Annotated in this window: 17 protein-coding genes; 14 read left to right on the top strand and 3 right to left on the bottom strand. The window is 39.2% G+C overall.

Features of this window, described 5'->3' with window-relative positions:
- Position 1: 1 nt before the first annotated feature.
- On the bottom strand, positions 2–1,717 hold the full coding sequence (locus IGI64_RS03010) for an ABC transporter ATP-binding protein (RefSeq protein WP_429939437.1): 1,716 nt from the start codon (positions 1,715–1,717) through the stop codon (positions 2–4).
- Positions 1,718–2,098: 381 nt separating this feature from the next.
- Here IGI64_RS03010 and IGI64_RS03015 point away from each other — a divergent pair, with 381 nt between their 5' ends.
- The 13 genes from IGI64_RS03015 (at position 2,099) to IGI64_RS03075 (ending at position 15,263) form a co-directional block, all read left to right on the top strand.
- Entirely contained in the window at positions 2,099–2,662 is a 564-nt protein-coding gene (locus IGI64_RS03015; RefSeq protein ID WP_429939438.1) for a coiled-coil domain-containing protein, read from the top strand.
- An 89-nt stretch (positions 2,663–2,751) separates the two neighbouring features.
- Positions 2,752–3,693, top strand: coding sequence for a 3D domain-containing protein (locus tag IGI64_RS03020; protein WP_429940744.1), 942 nt, complete (start codon positions 2,752–2,754; stop codon positions 3,691–3,693).
- Between the two features lie 140 nt (positions 3,694–3,833).
- Complete coding sequence (locus tag IGI64_RS03025) at positions 3,834–6,608, top strand: sigma 54-interacting transcriptional regulator (protein ID WP_429939439.1); 2,775 nt, start codon at positions 3,834–3,836, stop codon at positions 6,606–6,608.
- A gap of 70 nt (positions 6,609–6,678) precedes the next feature.
- Positions 6,679–7,095 (top strand): PTS sugar transporter subunit IIA, encoded by a 417-nt coding sequence (locus tag IGI64_RS03030; protein ID WP_429939440.1) that lies wholly within the window; start codon positions 6,679–6,681, stop codon positions 7,093–7,095.
- Between the two features lie 13 nt (positions 7,096–7,108).
- Complete coding sequence (locus IGI64_RS03035) at positions 7,109–7,579, top strand: PTS sugar transporter subunit IIB (RefSeq protein WP_016625770.1); 471 nt, start codon at positions 7,109–7,111, stop codon at positions 7,577–7,579.
- A gap of 22 nt (positions 7,580–7,601) precedes the next feature.
- Positions 7,602–8,378 carry a PTS mannose/fructose/sorbose/N-acetylgalactosamine transporter subunit IIC gene (locus tag IGI64_RS03040; protein WP_016625769.1) on the top strand — a complete coding sequence of 259 codons (777 nt, stop codon included), beginning with the start codon at positions 7,602–7,604 and terminating at the stop codon, positions 8,376–8,378.
- A complete protein-coding gene (locus tag IGI64_RS03045) occupies positions 8,365–9,183 on the top strand; it encodes a PTS system mannose/fructose/sorbose family transporter subunit IID (protein WP_016625768.1) in 819 nt (272 codons plus the stop codon). The genes IGI64_RS03040 and IGI64_RS03045 overlap by 14 nt, the downstream gene beginning before the upstream one ends.
- A gap of 15 nt (positions 9,184–9,198) precedes the next feature.
- Positions 9,199–10,245 (top strand): SIS domain-containing protein, encoded by a 1,047-nt coding sequence (locus tag IGI64_RS03050; protein WP_429939441.1) that lies wholly within the window; start codon positions 9,199–9,201, stop codon positions 10,243–10,245.
- Positions 10,246–10,256: 11 nt separating this feature from the next.
- Positions 10,257–11,261 carry an SIS domain-containing protein gene (locus tag IGI64_RS03055; protein WP_429939442.1) on the top strand — a complete coding sequence of 335 codons (1,005 nt, stop codon included), beginning with the start codon at positions 10,257–10,259 and terminating at the stop codon, positions 11,259–11,261.
- Positions 11,262–11,581: 320 nt separating this feature from the next.
- Positions 11,582–11,956, top strand: coding sequence for a hypothetical protein (locus IGI64_RS03060; RefSeq protein ID WP_016625765.1), 375 nt, complete (start codon positions 11,582–11,584; stop codon positions 11,954–11,956).
- 848 nt (positions 11,957–12,804) lie between these two features.
- Positions 12,805–13,398: an SIS domain-containing protein gene (locus IGI64_RS03065; RefSeq protein WP_429939443.1), complete on the top strand. Its 594-nt coding sequence runs from the start codon at positions 12,805–12,807 to the stop codon at positions 13,396–13,398.
- 61 nt (positions 13,399–13,459) lie between these two features.
- A complete protein-coding gene (locus IGI64_RS03070) occupies positions 13,460–14,179 on the top strand; it encodes a hypothetical protein (RefSeq protein ID WP_429939444.1) in 720 nt (239 codons plus the stop codon).
- A gap of 148 nt (positions 14,180–14,327) precedes the next feature.
- Entirely contained in the window at positions 14,328–15,263 is a 936-nt protein-coding gene (locus IGI64_RS03075) for an LCP family protein (protein ID WP_429940745.1), read from the top strand.
- A gap of 208 nt (positions 15,264–15,471) precedes the next feature.
- Here IGI64_RS03075 and spx read toward each other — a convergent pair whose 3' ends face one another.
- Together spx and IGI64_RS03085 are read right to left on the bottom strand one after the other, a co-directional pair.
- A complete protein-coding gene (spx, locus tag IGI64_RS03080) occupies positions 15,472–15,879 on the bottom strand; it encodes a transcriptional regulator Spx (protein WP_034860836.1) in 408 nt (135 codons plus the stop codon).
- A gap of 42 nt (positions 15,880–15,921) precedes the next feature.
- Positions 15,922–16,701 (bottom strand): CPBP family intramembrane glutamic endopeptidase, encoded by a 780-nt coding sequence (locus IGI64_RS03085; protein ID WP_429939445.1) that lies wholly within the window; start codon positions 16,699–16,701, stop codon positions 15,922–15,924.
- Positions 16,702–17,304: 603 nt separating this feature from the next.
- On the opposite strand from IGI64_RS03085, the gene IGI64_RS03090 reads away from it, so the two are divergent.
- Complete coding sequence (locus IGI64_RS03090) at positions 17,305–17,484, top strand: hypothetical protein (protein WP_429939446.1); 180 nt, start codon at positions 17,305–17,307, stop codon at positions 17,482–17,484.
- Positions 17,485–17,655 lie beyond the last annotated feature (171 nt).

A 17,655-nucleotide genomic window follows, 5' to 3' on the forward strand; every position in this document is an offset into this window, starting at 1 on the left:
ATCATTCATCCTCCTGTGAAGCAGCGATTGCTTGATATTCCGCTGATTGATCCAGTAGTTCTTGATGGGTACCTTGGGCTAAGATCGCGCCTCGTTCCATGACCAAGATCGTTTCTGCTTCTTGGATCGAACGGATTCTTTGCGAAATAATAAGGACAGTGCAATCCAAATCTGTTTGCAGTGCTTTACGAAGATCAAGATCTGTTTGATAATCAAGTGCACTCAATGAATCATCTAAAGTCAAGATTTCAGGCTTTGCAATCAATGCGCGGGCAATCGTTAGACGTTGTTTTTGACCGCCAGAGAAGTTTTTCCCGTTTTCCATCACCAACGTATCCAGACCTTCAGGAAGTTGACGAACAAATTCGGCAGCTTGAGCAGTTGCTAATGCTTGCCAACATTCTTCATCAGAGGCATCTTCTTTTCCCCATTGCAAATTTTCCCGGATCGATCCTGTGAACAAGACAGAAGTCTGAGGAACGATTGCGATTTTTTTTCGTAATGTTGAAAGAGGCCATTGACGAACATCTAGACCATCGATTTTTATTTCACCAGCACTGACATCATAGAAACGAGGGATCAGCTGGATCAGAGAAGATTTTCCGCTCCCAGTTGGTCCAATAATACCAACCACACTTTTTCGTTCAATAGAAAAAGTTAAATCGCGTAATGCAAGACCAGCGTCTTTGGTATAACGGAAATCGACATGGTCGAATTGGATAATTGCCGTGCTTTTTTCTGTTGGTTCAGACGGTTTTTCTGGATCAGTGATCGAGCTTTCTTTGCCTAAAACTTCTTTCACCCGATTTCCAGAAGCTTCCGCACGAGTAAAAATCACGACCAAATTAGAGACAACGATCAATGCAAGAAGCATTTGGTTCATATAGTTGATCAATGCAAGAACTTGACCTTGCTGCAACGAACCAATGTTGACTTTGATTCCGCCAACTGTCAATAAACCGATAATGCCAAGGTTCATGATCAATGTGGTAGCAGGCGTCAATAAAGCAGAGATATTTGAGACACGCAAATAAGTATTGGATAAATCATCTGCTTGCTGATCGAAAGAACGTGTTTCTGTTTTGGTACGCGCAAACGCACGAATCACGCGGACACCGCTTAAATTTTGACTGACAGATTCATTGATACTGTCTAATTTTTGTTGGACTTTTTGATATAAAGGAATCGTTTTTTTGATGATCAAATATAAAATAACTGCAAAAATCGGTAAAAGCAGCAGGAAGAACAATCCAGCTTGCCAATCAATAACAAAAGCCATGACGACAGAACCAATACTCAAAAAAGGCGCTCGGATCAGCAATCGAATAACCATAGCTAAAGCCAATTGCAGCTGATTGATGTCATTCGTCATCCGAGTAATCAACGTATCTGTTCCAAAATAATCTAATTCAGCATGGGAAAAGGTGTTGATTTTTTTCAGCAGCTGATTTCGAAGTTCTGTCCCAAACCCTTGAGAAGCAACCGAAGCATAATATTGACAGATGATTGCACAAAGCAGACCAACCAAAGACATCACAGCCATCCAAACCGCCATTTCGATCACCGTATGCTGGTCATTTCTTTGGATACCATGGTCGACAAGATAAGCCATCATCAAAGGCAAGACCAATTCAAAAACAGCTTCAAGAAATTTGAAAAGAGGCCCCAAAATAATCTGTTTGCGGTATTTTTTTGCATAACGCAATAAATAGAGCATAAATTTCCTCCTAAGTGGTGCATTGTTTGTTTACATATAAATAAGTACTGTTTTATTTTAGCGCAAGAAAATTAGAATGAAAAGAGAACAAAAAGTTATGAAAGAAGAATGAATTTCTAAATAAGCGGAAAGTGAATCATTGAACAAATCTAAAAAATGACAATGTTACGAATCCATGACAAAAAGAATGACAGATGTATAAACAAGTTCGGAGGTTCATTTATCCAAAAAACGTTAGATAACAATTGTAACTAAGGGTTTGTGTTTATTCGAAAGGGAGAATGTAACAAAATGTAACCTGCATGAAATCCTTTTCCTTCTTTCCACTTGTATAATTAAGTCAGCAAATAAATATATAATGGAAGAAAGGTGTTGTCGTTCGTGAAAAAAAGTACATTTGCCATGGTTGCTGTTTTGTTATCGGCAAACTTGGCATCTCCTTTATTGGCCCAAGCAGATTCTCTTGATTCGTTGACACAGCAAGAGCAAACCGCAAAACGCCAAGGCGAGGAAATCAGTGTCTCTGTTCAAATCGCATTAGATGATGTCAATAGCAAATACGCTGAAGTAGAAGCAATCAAAGCAAAAATTTCTGAAAGCGAAACTGTCATCCAGCAAACAGAAGCAGAGATCACACAAACAGAAGAAATGATCGAACAGCGTAAAGCTGTCGTTGCAGAACGAATGAAAGAAGTTCAATTGAACAATCCCAATAAGCGGAATCTACATATCTTGCTGGAGTCTAGTTCTTTAACAGAATTCATCAGCCGTGCCTATGCGATGACTGTGCTGCACCAAGCAGAAAGAACCAAAATCAGCAGTTTGGACGAAGAGCGTGAGAAATCTGTTTCGCTAAAAGCAGAATTAGAGCAGACAAAAAATGCTCTAGAAGAAAGCCGCAAAGCATTAGAAACAGAAGCAGTGTCTCTGTTCAAATCGCATTAGATGATGTCAATAGCAAATACGCTGAAGTAGAAGCAATCAAAGCAAAAATTTCTGAAAGCGAAACTGTCATCCAGCAAACAGAAGCAGAGATCACACAAACAGAAGAAATGATCGAACAGCGTAAAGCTGTCGTTGCAGAACGAATGAAAGAAGTTCAATTGAACAATCCCAATAAGCGGAATCTACATATCTTGCTGGAGTCTAGTTCTTTAACAGAATTCATCAGCCGTGCCTATGCGATGACTGTGCTGCACCAAGCAGAAAGAACCAAAATCAGCAGTTTGGACGAAGAGCGTGAGAAATCTGTTTCGCTAAAAGCAGAATTAGAGCAGACAAAAAATGCTCTAGAAGAAAGCCGCAAAGCATTAGAAACAGAAGCAGCGTCTCTCGATTCAAAAATCGGTAATTTAAAACAGCAGCTGGCTGAAAACGAAAATACATTGAGTCAGATAGCGAAAAATAAAGAAGCTGAACGCACACGTTTAGAAAGAGAACGTGAAGAAAAAGAACGGGCAGAAGCCGAACGCCAGGCAAAAGCGGAACGCGAAGAAGCCGAGCGCAAAGAAGCGGAACGAAAAGAATCAGAACGCCGAGAAGCAGCGCAAGAAGCAGAGAGAAAAGCAGCTGAGGAAGCAGAAACAGCTGCATCTGCTGAAACAGCATCAGAAGAACCAAAAAATGAACCAGTCTCTGTTCCCGCCCAACCTGAAAATACGCCAAATGATACTGGCGGGCAACCAAGCAGCGGTACGACAAGAATGATGGAATCCACTGCGTATTCATTTGCTGAACCAGGGATGGGACATATCACAGCAACTGGCTTAGATTTGCATGTCAATCCTCGCGTAGTAGCGGTTGATCCAAGAGTGATCCCTTTGAATACGATCGTTCACGTAGAAGGCTACGGCATGGCGATTGCTGCAGATACAGGCGGTGCAATCAAAGGAAATATCATTGACGTCCATTTCACGACAATTGCGGAATGTATTGCCTGGGGACGCCGTCAGGTAAAAGTCACAATCATGAACTAAACTACAGCAGGTCATAAAAGAAGTTGAAGTTATCTAAGGGAAAGATCCTTGGATGCTCCAGCTTCTTTTCTTTCTATTGATTTCTGCCAAATCGTCTTGACAAAAAGAAATCGTTTTCTATTATTAAGAGGGGTGAGAGAATGCTTAAACAAGAATTACTTGATTATTTAGAGAATCAAACAGCTTTTATCGATTTGTCTGCAATTGATGAGATTTTTACAGCAAAAAAATTAGCAGAATTATTCCAAGTAAAACGAAACACCATTAGCCATTATTTAAACCAGTTGAATGAAGAGCATCAGCTTGTCAAAATCAATTCGCGTCCAGTCGTCTATTTTCATAAAGAAGCCTTTGAAAAACAATTTTTTGCCATCAAACATGCCTTTTATTCTTCCGTAGAGGAAATCCAGAAAGAACGACCGCTTTTTGGTCAGGAACAGGAAATGTTTTCTTTACTGATTGGCCACGACAAAAGTCTCAGTCCAATCATTGAGCAGATCAAGACAGCATTGTATTATCCGGAAAATGGCTTGCCTGTCTTGATCAACGGAGAAAGCGGAACAGGGAAAAGCTACCTTGTCAATTTGATCCATCAATATTGCCTTCAAAAAGAACTGATTGATGAATCCGCACCATTGATTACATTGAACTGTGCCCAATATGCCAACAATCCAGAATTGTTGTCCAGTAATTTATTTGGTCATGTGGCTGGAGCTTACACTGGCGCAAGTTCCGATAAAAAAGGGGCATTTGAAGCAGCTGATGGCGGGATTTTATTTCTTGATGAGGTCCATCGATTGAATGCGGAAGGTCAAGAAAAATTATTTACCTACCTTGACCAAGGTGTGATTTATCGAATGGGGGACACCAATCAGCCGCGACCTGTGAAAACGCGTCTCTTTTTTGCTACGACAGAAGAATTGACCAGTAGTTTTCTGACAACTTTTATTCGCAGAATTCCCATCAAAATCGAGTTGCCTTCTTTAGCAGAGCGCAGCCGAAATGAACGCTTGGAACTGATTTATTCCTTTTTTATTCGAGAACAAAAGAAAATCCAACGTCCGCTCCATATCAGCGGCCAAGTGTTGAACTTATTAGCGAGCCAAAATTTTTCAGGGAATATCGGTGAATTAAAAAACAGCGTGAAAGTCACTGCTGCCAGAGCTTTTTCGCTGCAAAAGGATCGTTCAACAATCGATGTGACGATCCATCATCTGCAAGAACATCTGTTGAAACTTTCTCATACAAGTGTCCAGCTTCCTGGTCCGCAATCAATCATTATTACAGAAAATAGCAGTTTAGAACGATTGATGGAAAAAAATCAGCCAGAACAGCGGCGGATACTGACTTGTTTTGAAAGAATCTTAGTCGAATATCAAAAAAACAACTGTCAGATTTTGCCTTGCGAAGAGAAAATCAAACAAGAAGTAATCCAATTATTTGATTTTCTTTTATTTGAAACAGGTCGCCAGCAAAAACAAGAATTGCTGGTTTACTTGACCCAATACGTTCGAGAAACATTAAAGCAAATGGAATCTGCTTACCAAATCAAATTTGACGGAAACAGTGTCTATGCCATTAGTTATTATCTGTATCAGCGCGGTTCGATCAAATGGCATCCTGAAGAACCAGCCATTGCGCAAAAGGTCAAACAACTAGAACGCCAAGTGTCAGAAACTTACGCTTCCAGCTACAATTACGTGACAAGGATTCTTGAACTGTGTCAGCCGAAACTGGATCTGGATGTGTCGGCGATCGACAAAATACTTCTTACGCTTTATTTGAGAAAAAGTACTTGGACGAGAGAAGCACGAATGCCTAAAGCAATCGTAGCTGCTCATGGCTATGCAACCGCCAGCAGTATGGCAAATGTAGCAAATCGGCTGCTAGGAAAAGACATTTTCGAATCTTTTGATATGCCTTTAGATGTTACGCCGGAAGATATCTCAGAAGAAATTTTGGATTACAGCGAGAATAATGATATTTCGAATGGGCTGGTTATTTTGGTCGATATGGGTTCTTTGAAAGAAATCTATCAATTTTTTCCCAAACAGTTATCTGCACCTATTGCAATCATGAACAACGTATCCACGCCTACTGTTTTAGCTTGCGGAGAATTGCTTCAAGAAAAACGTTCATTAGATGAGACACTGGCCGCACTAGTCGAACAAACAAAAACAGAATGGGAATTGATTTACCCGAAAGCCAACAAAACAAAAGCATTGATCACCACTTGTTTCACTGGCATCGGTACAGCAGCACATATCAGCAGTTTGTTGGAAAAAAGCTTGCCGGCAACCAGTGACTTGGAGATTTTGCCTTATGACTATGATACTTTGAGAAACAAAAAAAGCAGTGAGCCTGTTTTTTCTATGTATGATGTACTCGGGATCATCGGTACGGCCAATCCAAAAATCGAAGCGGTGGATTATCTCTCTTTAGAAGAGCTTATTTCAGAAGCGGCGCCTATGATCCTAGATGACTGGCTTGATCCAATTATGACAGCCGAAGAAAAAAAGATTTTCAACAGCAATCTGATCCGAAATTTCTCTTTAGAAAAAGTGATCGATTCTGTAACAATTTTGGATACCGAAAAAGTCATGAAAGAAATCGATTTGTTTATGCGGGAGTTGGAAAATAAGGCAGAAGCAGTGCTCACCAATCCGAAAAAAGTTTCGCTGTATGTCCATGTCAGCTGTCTGATTGAACGGTTGATCCGCAATATGCCCATCGAGACCTATCTTGGCTATGACACACTCTATCAGTGTCAAAAAGAAAGGCTGCAATGGATCAAACAATCTTTTAGTGTCATCGAGGAGCATTACAGTGTCAAAATCCCTGAATCTGAAATCGCTTATATTTATGATATTTTGTTCAAAACTGCTGATATGATTGGGATTGAAGAAGAATTTTAAAAAAGCAAGATGCGCGCCACTATTTTTGGCACGCATCTTGCTTTTTATATAAGTGAAAGAGGTGAAACAAATGGAACGTAAGATTATTCTGGCATCCCATGGAAAATTTGCATCTGGGATCTTGGACTCGATGGAACTGATTTATGGAAAAACAACTATCATCGCATTGGACTGTTACACAACCCCAGCATTTGATTTGGCACAAACAGTCGAACAAATGATGGAACAATATAAAGAACAAGAATTGATCATTATTACAGATATTTTTGGCGGCAGTGTCAATAACGAATTTTTGCGTTACATCCATCAGCCGAATCTTTATCTGATCGCTGGGTTAAATCTTCCTTTTCTGATCGAGTTAGCAGCGCAGATCGAAACAGCCGATTCTATCGAGCAGACGATCCAGCAGACATTAATAAATTCCAAGCAAACCATTCAATTTTGCAATGAAAGTGTCCACAAAAAAGTAGAAGAAGAAGAATTCTAGGAGGGAAAACATCATGATTTTATTAACAAGAGTCGATCATCGCTTATTACACGGACAAGTCGCTTTTTCTTGGACTCAAAACCTAGGAGCAGATTGTATTTTGATTGCAAACAATGATGTTCCGCAAAATGAGATCCGCAAAACAACCATCAAACTCGCAAAACCTCAGGGCGTGAAACTGGTCATCAAATCGATCGACGACGCAATTGCTGCACTGCAAAGCGGCGTTACAGATAAATACAAACTCTTTATTGTCGTTGAGTCGATTGAAGATGCTTATAAAATGGCAGAAGCGTATCCAGAAATCAAACATATCAATCTAGGAGGGATCAAGGCAAAAGAAGGAACGAAAAGTATTGGCAAAGCAGTCAATGTATTGCCGGAAGAAGAAGAGCTTTTGAAGAAAATGGCAGCCAAAGATATTGAAGTAGAAATTCGCCAAGTACCTACAGACAAGAAAATTTATGCTTCAGAGGTGTTATAAGAGATAGAAAGGTAGTGGGAACATGATTTTACAAGCTGTACTTTTGGGAATCGTTGCCTTTGTTGCCCAGTCTGAATACGCATTAGGAACCTCCTTATTATCGCGTCCGATCGTTACAGGACTCTTTACCGGAATCGTTTTAGGCGACATCAAAACTGGGATCATCATGGGCGCTACGCTCGAATTAGCATTTATTGGTTCATTCTCCGTTGGCGCATCGATTCCGCCAGATGTCGTAACTGGCGGGATCTTAGGAACAGCTTTTGCAATCACTGCAGGAGCAGGAACAGAAACAGCGTTATTATTAGGACTTCCGATCGCAACATTGACACTGATTTTAAAAAATATTTATTTAGGACTATTGATACCAATCATGAACCACAAAGCGGATGATTACGCGGAAGAAGGAAACTTCAAAGGTGTCGAGCGGATGCATTTGACGGCAGGATTTGGTCTTTCGCTTATGCTAGGTCTTGTGGTAATGATTTCCTTCATGGTAGGAAGCAAAACAATTGGTAATTTATTAGAGATGATTCCTGATTTTGTTCAAAATGGTTTGTCCGTAGCAACGGGCTTGATTCCAGCCCTTGGTTTTGCGATGCTGGCACGACTTTTGATCAATAAACAAGTGGCGCCGTATTTCTTTTTAGGTTTTGCGTTAGCCGCTTATCTTGAAATTCCAGTAACTGGGATCGCGATTTTCGGAGCGATTACAGCAGTAGTTGTCGTCAATATCATGAATGTTCGAGGATCTGGTCCAACAACAGCAGTGGAGGTGGGAGAAGATGAAGACTTCTGATGATCAAAATAAAATTACAAAAAAAGATTTGAATAAGGTGTTCTGGCGCTCTTTTCAAATGGAATTTTCTTGGAATTATGAACGTCAAATGAACATGGCGTATGTCTATGCACTGATTCCTATCTTGAAAAAACTCTATCATACAAAAGAAGAAATGGCTTCTGCACTGAAACGCCATTTAGAATTTTTCAATACGACACCACATATCGTGACGCTGATTCTCGGGATCAATGCAGCGATGGAAGAAGAAAATATCCATGACAAAGACTTTGATGTTACTGCAATCGATAGTATCAAAACGTCATTAATGGGTCCTTTAGCTGGTATTGGTGATTCCTTTTTCTGGGGCACATTGCGGCTGATCGCCACAGGTGTAGGTACTTCATTAGCCTTGCAGGGGAATATTTTGGGACCAATTTTGTTCCTTTTGATTTTCAACATCCCGCATATCTTGTTTCGCTACTTAGCGACAGGCTGGGGCTACAAATTAGGTACAGGATTCTTGAAGAAAATCCAAGAAAACGGAATGATGGATAGTTTGACATTAGGCGCTTCGATCATTGGATTGATGGTTGTAGGCGGCATGACGGCAACAATGATCGATATCTCGATTCCGTTAAAAATCGGTACTGGAGACAACGCCGTAACGGTACAAAGTATTTTTGACGATATCGTTCCGCAGATCCTTTCGCTCGGTGCATTTGGTGCAGTATTCTATTTGCTGAAAAAAGAAGTGAAACCATTGATGATCCTTTTAGGGTTAGCTGTAGTAGGTATTTTAGGTTCACTTATTGGTCTTTTCTAAAAGGAGGTTATGACATTGGTTACGATGTTTGACTATATCAAGGAAGAAAAAGAAGTATTATCCAAAATTTTAACGAATTATGATTTTTCCAAAAATAAGTTGGCTAAAGCAGATTCCGTATTGATCTTAGCAACAGGTTCTTCTAATAATGCTTGCTTGGCAGCAAAAAATGCGTTGGAATCTTTTGGCGGCGTGACTGTCGAAATCCAAGAACCCTATCATTTCAATCATTACGGCCATCTTCCCAAAGCGGTGGATACAGTTATTGCTGTCTCACAAAGCGGGAAAAGTGCCTCGACAGTCGATGCACTGGCTGGTTTAAAAGAGACAAGCATCCAGACGATTGCACTGACGAGCGACTTGGAAAGTCCCATCGTGGAAGCAGCAGAGCAGGTCATTGACTTAAGTATCGGGATCGAAAAAGTCGGTTTTGTGACAAAAGGGTATAGTGCGACTGTTTTGCAGCTGATTCTTTTGGGCTTAGCAATTGGTTGGCAAAAACAGCATTTATCAGATGAAGAATTAGCATCTTATAAAAAACAACTGGAACAATTGATTCAAGAAATACCAGCGATCATCCAAAAAACAGAAACCTTTTTTGAACAAAACGAAGCACTGTTCAAAATTGCCCAGCGCTTTGCTGCGATCGGCTACGGCCCAAACTGGGGAACAGCCAAAGAATTTGAAACAAAATTTACTGAAACTGTCCGTGTTCCTTCACAAGGATTTGAGTTAGAAGCATATATGCATGGCCCATATTTGGAAGCAAATTCTTCACACATTCTGTTTTTTACAGAGACAGCCAGCGAAAATTTAGCCCGTTCACGTAAATTAGCTGCCTATATGGAACCGCATATTGGAAAAGCATTAACGATCACCACAGAAAAAACAAACGAGGAAGGTCAATTATCCTTAGACATCAACTGTCATGAATATTTTTCTGTCTTGGCATTGGTCATTCCTTATCAGATTTTGGCCTATAAAATCGCCACAGCTAAAGGTATCGATTTAAATAAAAAGATTTTTGAAGATTTTGATCAAGTATTAAAAAGCAAACTATAGAGGTGAAAGAAATGTTGAAATTTAACGAAGAACAACAAATCAAAGATATCAATGGTGCATTAGCTTTACGTCCAGAAGTAGAAAAAATCGCGGATCTTTTATATGAACGTAAATTCGATGCTCTTTATTACTTAGGGATTGGCGGGACATATGCTTCGGCAATGCAAGCAGTCACTTATATTACTGGAAAAAGCAGCTTGCCAGCTTATGTGCAGCACGCAGCTGAATACTATACAACAGGAAATAAACGTTTAACAAAAGATTCCGTAGTTATTCTTTCTTCTGTCACAGGAACCACCCAAGAAGTAGTGCAAGCAGTCAAAGAAATCAAAAAAGTCGGTGCAGTTTTAGTTGGGTTTATCGATAAAGAAGGCAGTCCGTTGGCAGAACTTTGCGACCACGTCATCACTTATCCGGCACCAGGAACCGAACAAATCAAATTCTTTATGATTGCGGATCGTCTGATGCAAAAAAATGGTGAATTCGAGGACTATGAAGAATATTACCAAGAACTAGAACAATCACTTGCTGTTGGTTTGGCAGAAGCGGAAAAACAAGCAGATGCATTTGGGCAAGCTTTCGCAGAAAAACATCGTCATGATGCAATGCATTACTTCATTGGTGCCGGCAATCAATGGGGCGCCGTTTACTCTTATGCGATGTGTTATTGGGAAGAACAAAGCTGGTTACGTTCGAAATCGATCCATGCTGCAGAATTCCTTCATGGAACATTGGAAATCGTTGACGAGACGACACCAGTCACACTATTCTTAGGAGAAGATGAACAACGTCCATTAGCAGAACGGGTCGCAAATCTTTTACCAAGAATCTGCGGAAATTATACGCTGATCGATACGAAAGATTATCCAGTAGAAGGAATCAGTGAAAAATTCCGCGGCCGCGTTCTTTCATTCTTGTTGATGCATGCAGTTACACAAAGAATCGACGCACATGTTGAAAAATTGAATTGCCATCCATTAGAAATCCGTCGTTATTATCGTCAATTCGATTATTAAAATCAAGAAAAACAGAGCTGGCAGCTGCCAGCTCTGTTTTTGTGCAGCAAGCATAAGATATCTTGTATTAAATAACTTTGTTACAACGAAAGATAGCGAAATGCCTTTAAAAATAAAGAGTCTTCTAACAATAGATTAGCGAGATTTGTTTTTTCATACCAAAGAACATCGGTTTAATTTTTCTTTAAACTGTTCAAAAGAAATCGATTATACGAATAAAAAAGAAGACGAAAAAGGAAAAACGTAGTAGAATGAAACGAAAAGTCTTTCGATGAAAATCAATCGATCAAAAAAATAGTTAAAGAGAGAGTGAATGATCTATGCGAGTATTAATAACGATTGCACAGACATTATTAAACGCCCTTCAGTGGATGGTCGAAGGATATAATTGGCTTATTTTGCTGCCATTTTTAGCTGTCAGCTTATTTACGATGTATCAAATGGTCAAAAGAAAAGAACGTTTGCTGATTTTTATTTGGTACGCTGCCTCTGTTGCCATTGCTGCTTTGATCGTCCAAATTTTATTTGGCGGAATAGCTGCATTGATTTTTGCTGGTGTATTTGCGGTCTTCTATCTGTTTTTCTACTTCCGCTATACAGAAAGAAAAATCAAACGAGGAAAAAGAAACCGGAATACACGAAGCAGCCGACATCGCCGTGCACGAAGAAGAGGGGCTGGAGAAGACAATATTTGAACTTTGTATAAGTTTGTTATTTTATTGTCGGACTTTTGAAAAATAAATGATTCTGCTGCTTGCTGAAGCAGCTGGATCTCTGTTTTTCCAAAATAAGAACAAGGATGTCCGAATAATAAATCTCCAGAAGCTGGTAATTTTCCTAAGCTTCTTTTTTTTGTTCAAGAAGACAGACAGTGGATTTTTCGCGATTTATCATTGACTTTCCATTGTTTTTCAAGGAAAATAAAGAAGGATAGAAGAAAATAACTCAGACTTTAAATACACTAGTTGGCGCTGGTGTTTTGAAGAGTTGAATGGTCAGTACGCGCTGAACAATCAAACGGCTGTTAAATATAAGTGGTTTTTGTTATTTAATGAAAAGTCTTGGAACATTCTATTTTGAAAAGGCAGAAAGAGACCGAAGATTATTGACTGGTTTTCTGGTGTCTCTGTTTATTTCTGGAGTGTTTTCAGCGGATTTTTTATTGAAGGATGGGCGGAGCTTGTCCAAAAATTGCTTGTTTTGATGTCAAAGGATTGGGCGGCTGCCCCATCCTTTTTTTGTTGCAGTCATTTTTCAAAACATTCCCCTAATGATCGCTTGACTGAGTGGCTGCAGCAGCTCAGCTGAAGAGTTGCTTTCTTCTATCTATTCGTTTACGATGATTTGCTTGGGAAATTTGGTCGAAAAAAAAAGGCTCCCCGATACCCAGTTGGCGCTGGGCATCGGGGAATGAAAGAGTCAGTACGCGCTGACTCGATCATCTTGCCATAGTCAATGTGTGCACATCGACCTTAATAATTGTACCTAATATATTGGGAAAATTCCACCCCTAGCGATCAATTTTTAAGCAGAGGTGAGAAAGATGAGTTTGGTTTATTTTGATTATTGTCAAAAATTGGAAAGACAATTAAGAGTTGAAGAGCCGCTGATGGAACAAGCAAGCCAATGGATCGCAGAGATGATCCATTTAGGCGGCCGCCTGCAGATTTTTGCTGACCGAAGCTTATCTGGTACAGCCTTTGATTTTTTTCAGCAGCTGCCGCAAGAAATCCCTGGTTTTTTTATCAAAAATCCAGCGAATGGACGATATGAGCAATTGGAGGGTGCAGGCACACCAGTTATCGAGGAAATCGTTTGTCAAAGTGAAGATGTGTTTCTAATGTTGTCAAATGAAGGCAGGAATCCCGCAAGTATCGAGTTGGCGCAATGGATCAAACAAAAGGGCTGCCGGCTGATCCTTGTGACAGGGTTTGATTTATCAAGAAGTCTTAAATCAAAGCACAGCAGCGGATTGCGGTTATTTGAATATGCAGATTTGATCTTAGATAACTATGCTCAATTGGAAGACAAGGTTCTGCTGCTTCCCCAGAAAAATACTGCTGTTTGTGGGACAACAGCTATTTCCACCATGCTTCTGCTTCAGCAAATCTTATTTTTTACGATGGAAAAATTATAGTACAGCTCCTCCTGACAATAAGAGAAAATGATATACTGAAAGAAAACGGGAGGAACGCGCGATGGCTGACAATAAAAGAAGAGGACAGCTGCTCATGGAGGGTGCAGCCGCTGTTTTATGCTTGGGTGTTTTTTGTTACAGTATTTATCGCAGCTACTCTCTTTTGCATCTTCTGTCTGGAAAAGTTTTCCATTCAGAGAAGTTGTTAGCGGAAGCCGCTGCTTGGGGATTTATTGCCGCGGTTTGTCTGTGGGGGATCTATCGTGCCGCTAAAAACGGCTACCGGAAGTTCGAGGGAGAAGGAACAGCCCATTTCTATCGAAAAAGGAATCAACTGTTCGGGACAGAAAATCAGTCCATTTCTTTGCATAAATCGTTCCGAGGAATACCAGAATATTTGTTAGGTCCAGATGAATGGAACTACCTTGGTTTTGATTATCAAGAAAAACTGCTTTTTCTTTCAAAAGAAGAAACGATCCAAGCTGATACGGTTTTAAAAATCCCTTTTGCTGCTGTCGAAGCTTATTGTGTTCAAAAAACAGCCAGACGAACGACAAATCTAAGCATAGCAGCAACCTATCGCTGGGGTGCTGCGATTCCTAAGACAGCCAACCGAAAAACGGGCGATATTTGTTTAGAAATCTATACGCAAAATGAAAAGCTGCCTGCTTTGTCGGTTATTTTAGCTGAGATTGAAAATGAAAGTGTTATACAAAAATCTGATTTCAATGATATTTTCGAAGCTTTTCGTTTGGCTGGAATCGGGACTCTTAGAAATTAAGCAAGCTTTATTAAGAATGTCCATAGTTATTTCCAAAGGCGTTGAAACCTTTTAAAGAGTTTGGTACTTTTAATATGCATTAATAAAAACCGTTATTTTTAGCGAGCACTATTAAAAGGAGAACCTTATGAGAAGAGAGAAAAAACGCATGAGTGCAGGAAAAAAAGTCTTTTTATGGCTTTTGGGGATTTTGCTTGTCCTTATTGCAGGAGTAGGCGTCTACGCAGGGAAAGTTTATTTTGATGTCAAATCTGCTGCTGACAAAACCTATGAAACAGTGGATCGCATCAGTGATTCCAAACGTGAAGGAAACGTTGATTATGAGGCTGGCCAACCGTTTTCGATTTTGCTGTTGGGTGTAGATACAGGGGATTTTGGCCGAACAGAACAAGGACGCTCTGATTCGATCATGGTCGCAACTGTCAATCCTAAAACCAAAAAGACGACCTTAGTCAGCATTGCCCGTGATACGTATACGGAGATCGTGGGAGAAAACAAATCAGACAAAATCAACCATGCCTACGCATATGGTGGTATTCCTATGGCTATTGCGACTGTTGAGAATCTGCTGGATATCCCGATCGACCACTATGCCGAAATCAACATGAAGGGAATGAAAGACCTCGTAGATGCAGTTGATGGTGTAAATGTCACTAACAATTTGGCTTTCAGTTATGATGGGACAGATTTTGCTATCGGCGATCTGCATTTAAATGGAGAAGATGCAGTGAAGTATTCTCGCATGCGTTATGAGGACCCAAATGGAGATTACGGAAGACAAGAACGCCAACGTCAAGTCATTTCGGGCATCATCGATAAAATGAAATCCGTCAATACATTGACAAATTACCCAGATATACTGAATGTCTTAGGTGAAAATGCCAAAACAGATGTTTCTTGGGATACACTCCAAACATTAGCGAAAAATTACAATGCTGCATTAACAACGATCGATACGCAGCAATTAGCAGGAGAAGGCTTTACTGGAGATGGGACAACTGGCGAGCAAGGAATCTCTTACCAAAAAGTTGATGCAGCAGAACTTGAACGAGTGCAAAGTCTGTTGAAGGAACAGTTGAAGTAAGAGGTCGTGAATGAACCGCTCAGCTCCGAGCATTAAAGAAGAATTTCGTAAAACAGCTTTTCATGTTTTGCGAAATTTTGAGTTAATGTCGAAAAAACTAGCTTTATGAACAAGCTGAAAAAACACTCTACACAAAAAGAGCTGCAGCATTTGCCGCAGCTCTTTTTTGCTATTCTCATTTAAAGAAAATAACGCTAAATGATTCTTGTTATATTCCTGCCATCCCTGCAATCAATTGCGCTTTTCTAAATTTTACTTTGCGCACATCGCGAGGAAGGAAACGGCGAAGATCTTCTTCATTGAAACCGACTTGCAGACGTTTGCTGTCGGCCATAATAGGACGACGGATCAAACTTGGATTTTCTTGAACAAGTTCTACAAGTTCTTTTAATGAAAGATCATCTAGATCCATATCCAATTTTTGGAAAACTTTAGAACGAGTTGAAATGATTTCTTCTGTTCCGTCTTCTGTCATTTTTAATATCGCTTTCAATTCAGCACTATCAAGAGGCTGCGCAAAAACGTTTCTTTCTTTAAATGGAATATCATGTGCTTTTAACCATGCCCGTGCTTTTCTGCAAGAGGTACAGCTAGGGGAAATATATAAAGTCAACAACGTATATCACTCCGATTCTATTAAAATAATTGATTTTTTTAATTACATATGCAAATGTGTGGCTGCCCAAAAAGTTAGTAAAAATGAGATTGAATCAAATAGATAATGGACAAGATAACTTACCCACAGATTTTTCGTTTTTACATAAGCCATAGTCATTACGATTCGACTGAAAAAGACAGCTACGATTCCTTGCAGCAAACCTCCATAAGTCCACGTGTGTGCCATGCCAAAAATCAAGGACGAAATCACGATAGCTATAGCCAGTGTAAGTGTTTGGCTAAAATGTAATCTTTTTCCTAAACTTACAACGAGCAGAAACGGAATAATCGCTACAAACTCTTCGCCGACCACTTGGAATGAGGCCTCTATAAGGGTTGTGATAGTCGCAGTAAGGGTAACATCTGACGCGACTACTGGGTTTTTTGCGTTTACTCCGAATATCCATTGGAACAGATGGCCGTCTATTAGAATGCTGACAAGAAAAGTTAAGATCGTAAAACCAATCACGATTTTCAAATCTTTGAAAGTCAGTTTTTTAAACAAAAGCTTCCAATTTTTCTTCGCAGCCCATTCTAATCCAGCAAGATTCATCAATAAATAGAGAATCCCAGAGAAAATAGTGATTTCAATGGTGTATTTTTTGATGAGCGTTGGAAAAGAATCACGTAATAAATCGACAACATCACCGAAAAAGAAACTAAGAGTAAAGAAGGCCAAAATGGCAATAGAGAAAATCTTGAACCAAGCAAATAGATCGAATTCAGATTTCTCTCCGTATGTGTAAGGATAATCCAAATCATATTTTTTCTTTGATATCATGATGAAACAACTCCTATTCGTTTTGTGGAACGTCGCTAGCAAAACGTTAGCTGAATGTTATATTGGAATAGGTTTGCTGTCAAATAATAACGATTTTTTATGACGCTTGCGTTTTTCAATAAATCGCTTAACTGAAGAATATTTCATTTGTTTCTAATATGTCAAGACAATATAAAACTTTATTTATCAAGTGTTTTAGCGTTGTTATGTTTTGTATTACAACACGCGTTTATTAAAATAAAATGATAGAAAAAAGAAGTAAAATAACACGTTTCTTGTATTTTTTACTTCTGCTGTTTTTTCAATGCGTTCTTTTAAATATGTATATTTTGAGCTAATTGTATAAAATTTCGCATAAAATACAAAAAGAGGATGATATATGCACAAAAAATAATAGGAAAATGGTGGTTTTCTTCTCGAAATTCCTGTTTTTTCGAATAAATGAAAAAAATAAGAAAAAATCACTAGTTTCTGTTTTTAGGAAAAAGTATAGAAGTAAAAAAATATACAGTAAAAAAGCCTAGAAATGGGAAGTGTTGAAAAAAAGCTTTGTCATTCGCACAAATTATAGGAAAGAAAGAGAAAGAAAGGAGACATAATTCAGTGAAATATCATGGAACAAAAAATAGTTTTTTGGGAAATTTATGGAACAAGGAGGAAATGGATGAGGGAAAAGAGAGAAGCGCAGAAAAAAACATAGCAGCAAAAAAAGAAAACGGTTCAATTTTACTGAACAAAAAAATATCCGCAGAAACGGAAAAGAGCCAGATTGCAATTGGATAAAAGCAGCCCGACTCTTTATACACGTTGGCGAAAGAGTCTTCCCCAAAACTCTTTACTACTATATTATAATACAATTGTTATAGTTTGTGCAACGAAGTTTGTTTCCTATTAAAAAAAGAATTCGTCAAAAACCTTCAAATATACATAAATAATGGATTTTTATAATAAATA

It is taken from the genome of Enterococcus sp. DIV0210g (assembly GCF_050559705.1).
GTDB classification, from domain to species: Bacteria; Bacillota; Bacilli; order Lactobacillales; family Enterococcaceae; genus Enterococcus_B; species Enterococcus_B faecalis_A.

Excerpts from the sequence above, each read along its gene's own strand:
- IGI64_RS03010 (WP_429939437.1), bottom strand. The coding sequence starts at position 1,717 with ATGCTCTATTTATTGCGTTATGCAAAAAAATACCGCAAACAGATTATT.
- IGI64_RS03025 (WP_429939439.1), top strand. The coding sequence starts at position 3,834 with ATGCTTAAACAAGAATTACTTGATTATTTAGAGAATCAAACAGCTTTT.
- IGI64_RS03030 (WP_429939440.1), top strand. The coding sequence starts at position 6,679 with ATGGAACGTAAGATTATTCTGGCATCCCATGGAAAATTTGCATCTGGG.
- IGI64_RS03035 (WP_016625770.1), top strand. The coding sequence starts at position 7,109 with ATGATTTTATTAACAAGAGTCGATCATCGCTTATTACACGGACAAGTC.
- IGI64_RS03040 (WP_016625769.1), top strand. The coding sequence starts at position 7,602 with ATGATTTTACAAGCTGTACTTTTGGGAATCGTTGCCTTTGTTGCCCAG.
- IGI64_RS03045 (WP_016625768.1), top strand. The coding sequence starts at position 8,365 with ATGAAGACTTCTGATGATCAAAATAAAATTACAAAAAAAGATTTGAAT.
- IGI64_RS03055 (WP_429939442.1), top strand. The coding sequence starts at position 10,257 with ATGTTGAAATTTAACGAAGAACAACAAATCAAAGATATCAATGGTGCA.
- IGI64_RS03060 (WP_016625765.1), top strand. The coding sequence starts at position 11,582 with ATGCGAGTATTAATAACGATTGCACAGACATTATTAAACGCCCTTCAG.
- IGI64_RS03065 (WP_429939443.1), top strand. The coding sequence starts at position 12,805 with ATGAGTTTGGTTTATTTTGATTATTGTCAAAAATTGGAAAGACAATTA.
- IGI64_RS03070 (WP_429939444.1), top strand. The coding sequence starts at position 13,460 with ATGGCTGACAATAAAAGAAGAGGACAGCTGCTCATGGAGGGTGCAGCC.
- IGI64_RS03075 (WP_429940745.1), top strand. The coding sequence starts at position 14,328 with ATGAGTGCAGGAAAAAAAGTCTTTTTATGGCTTTTGGGGATTTTGCTT.
- IGI64_RS03085 (WP_429939445.1), bottom strand. The coding sequence starts at position 16,701 with ATGATATCAAAGAAAAAATATGATTTGGATTATCCTTACACATACGGA.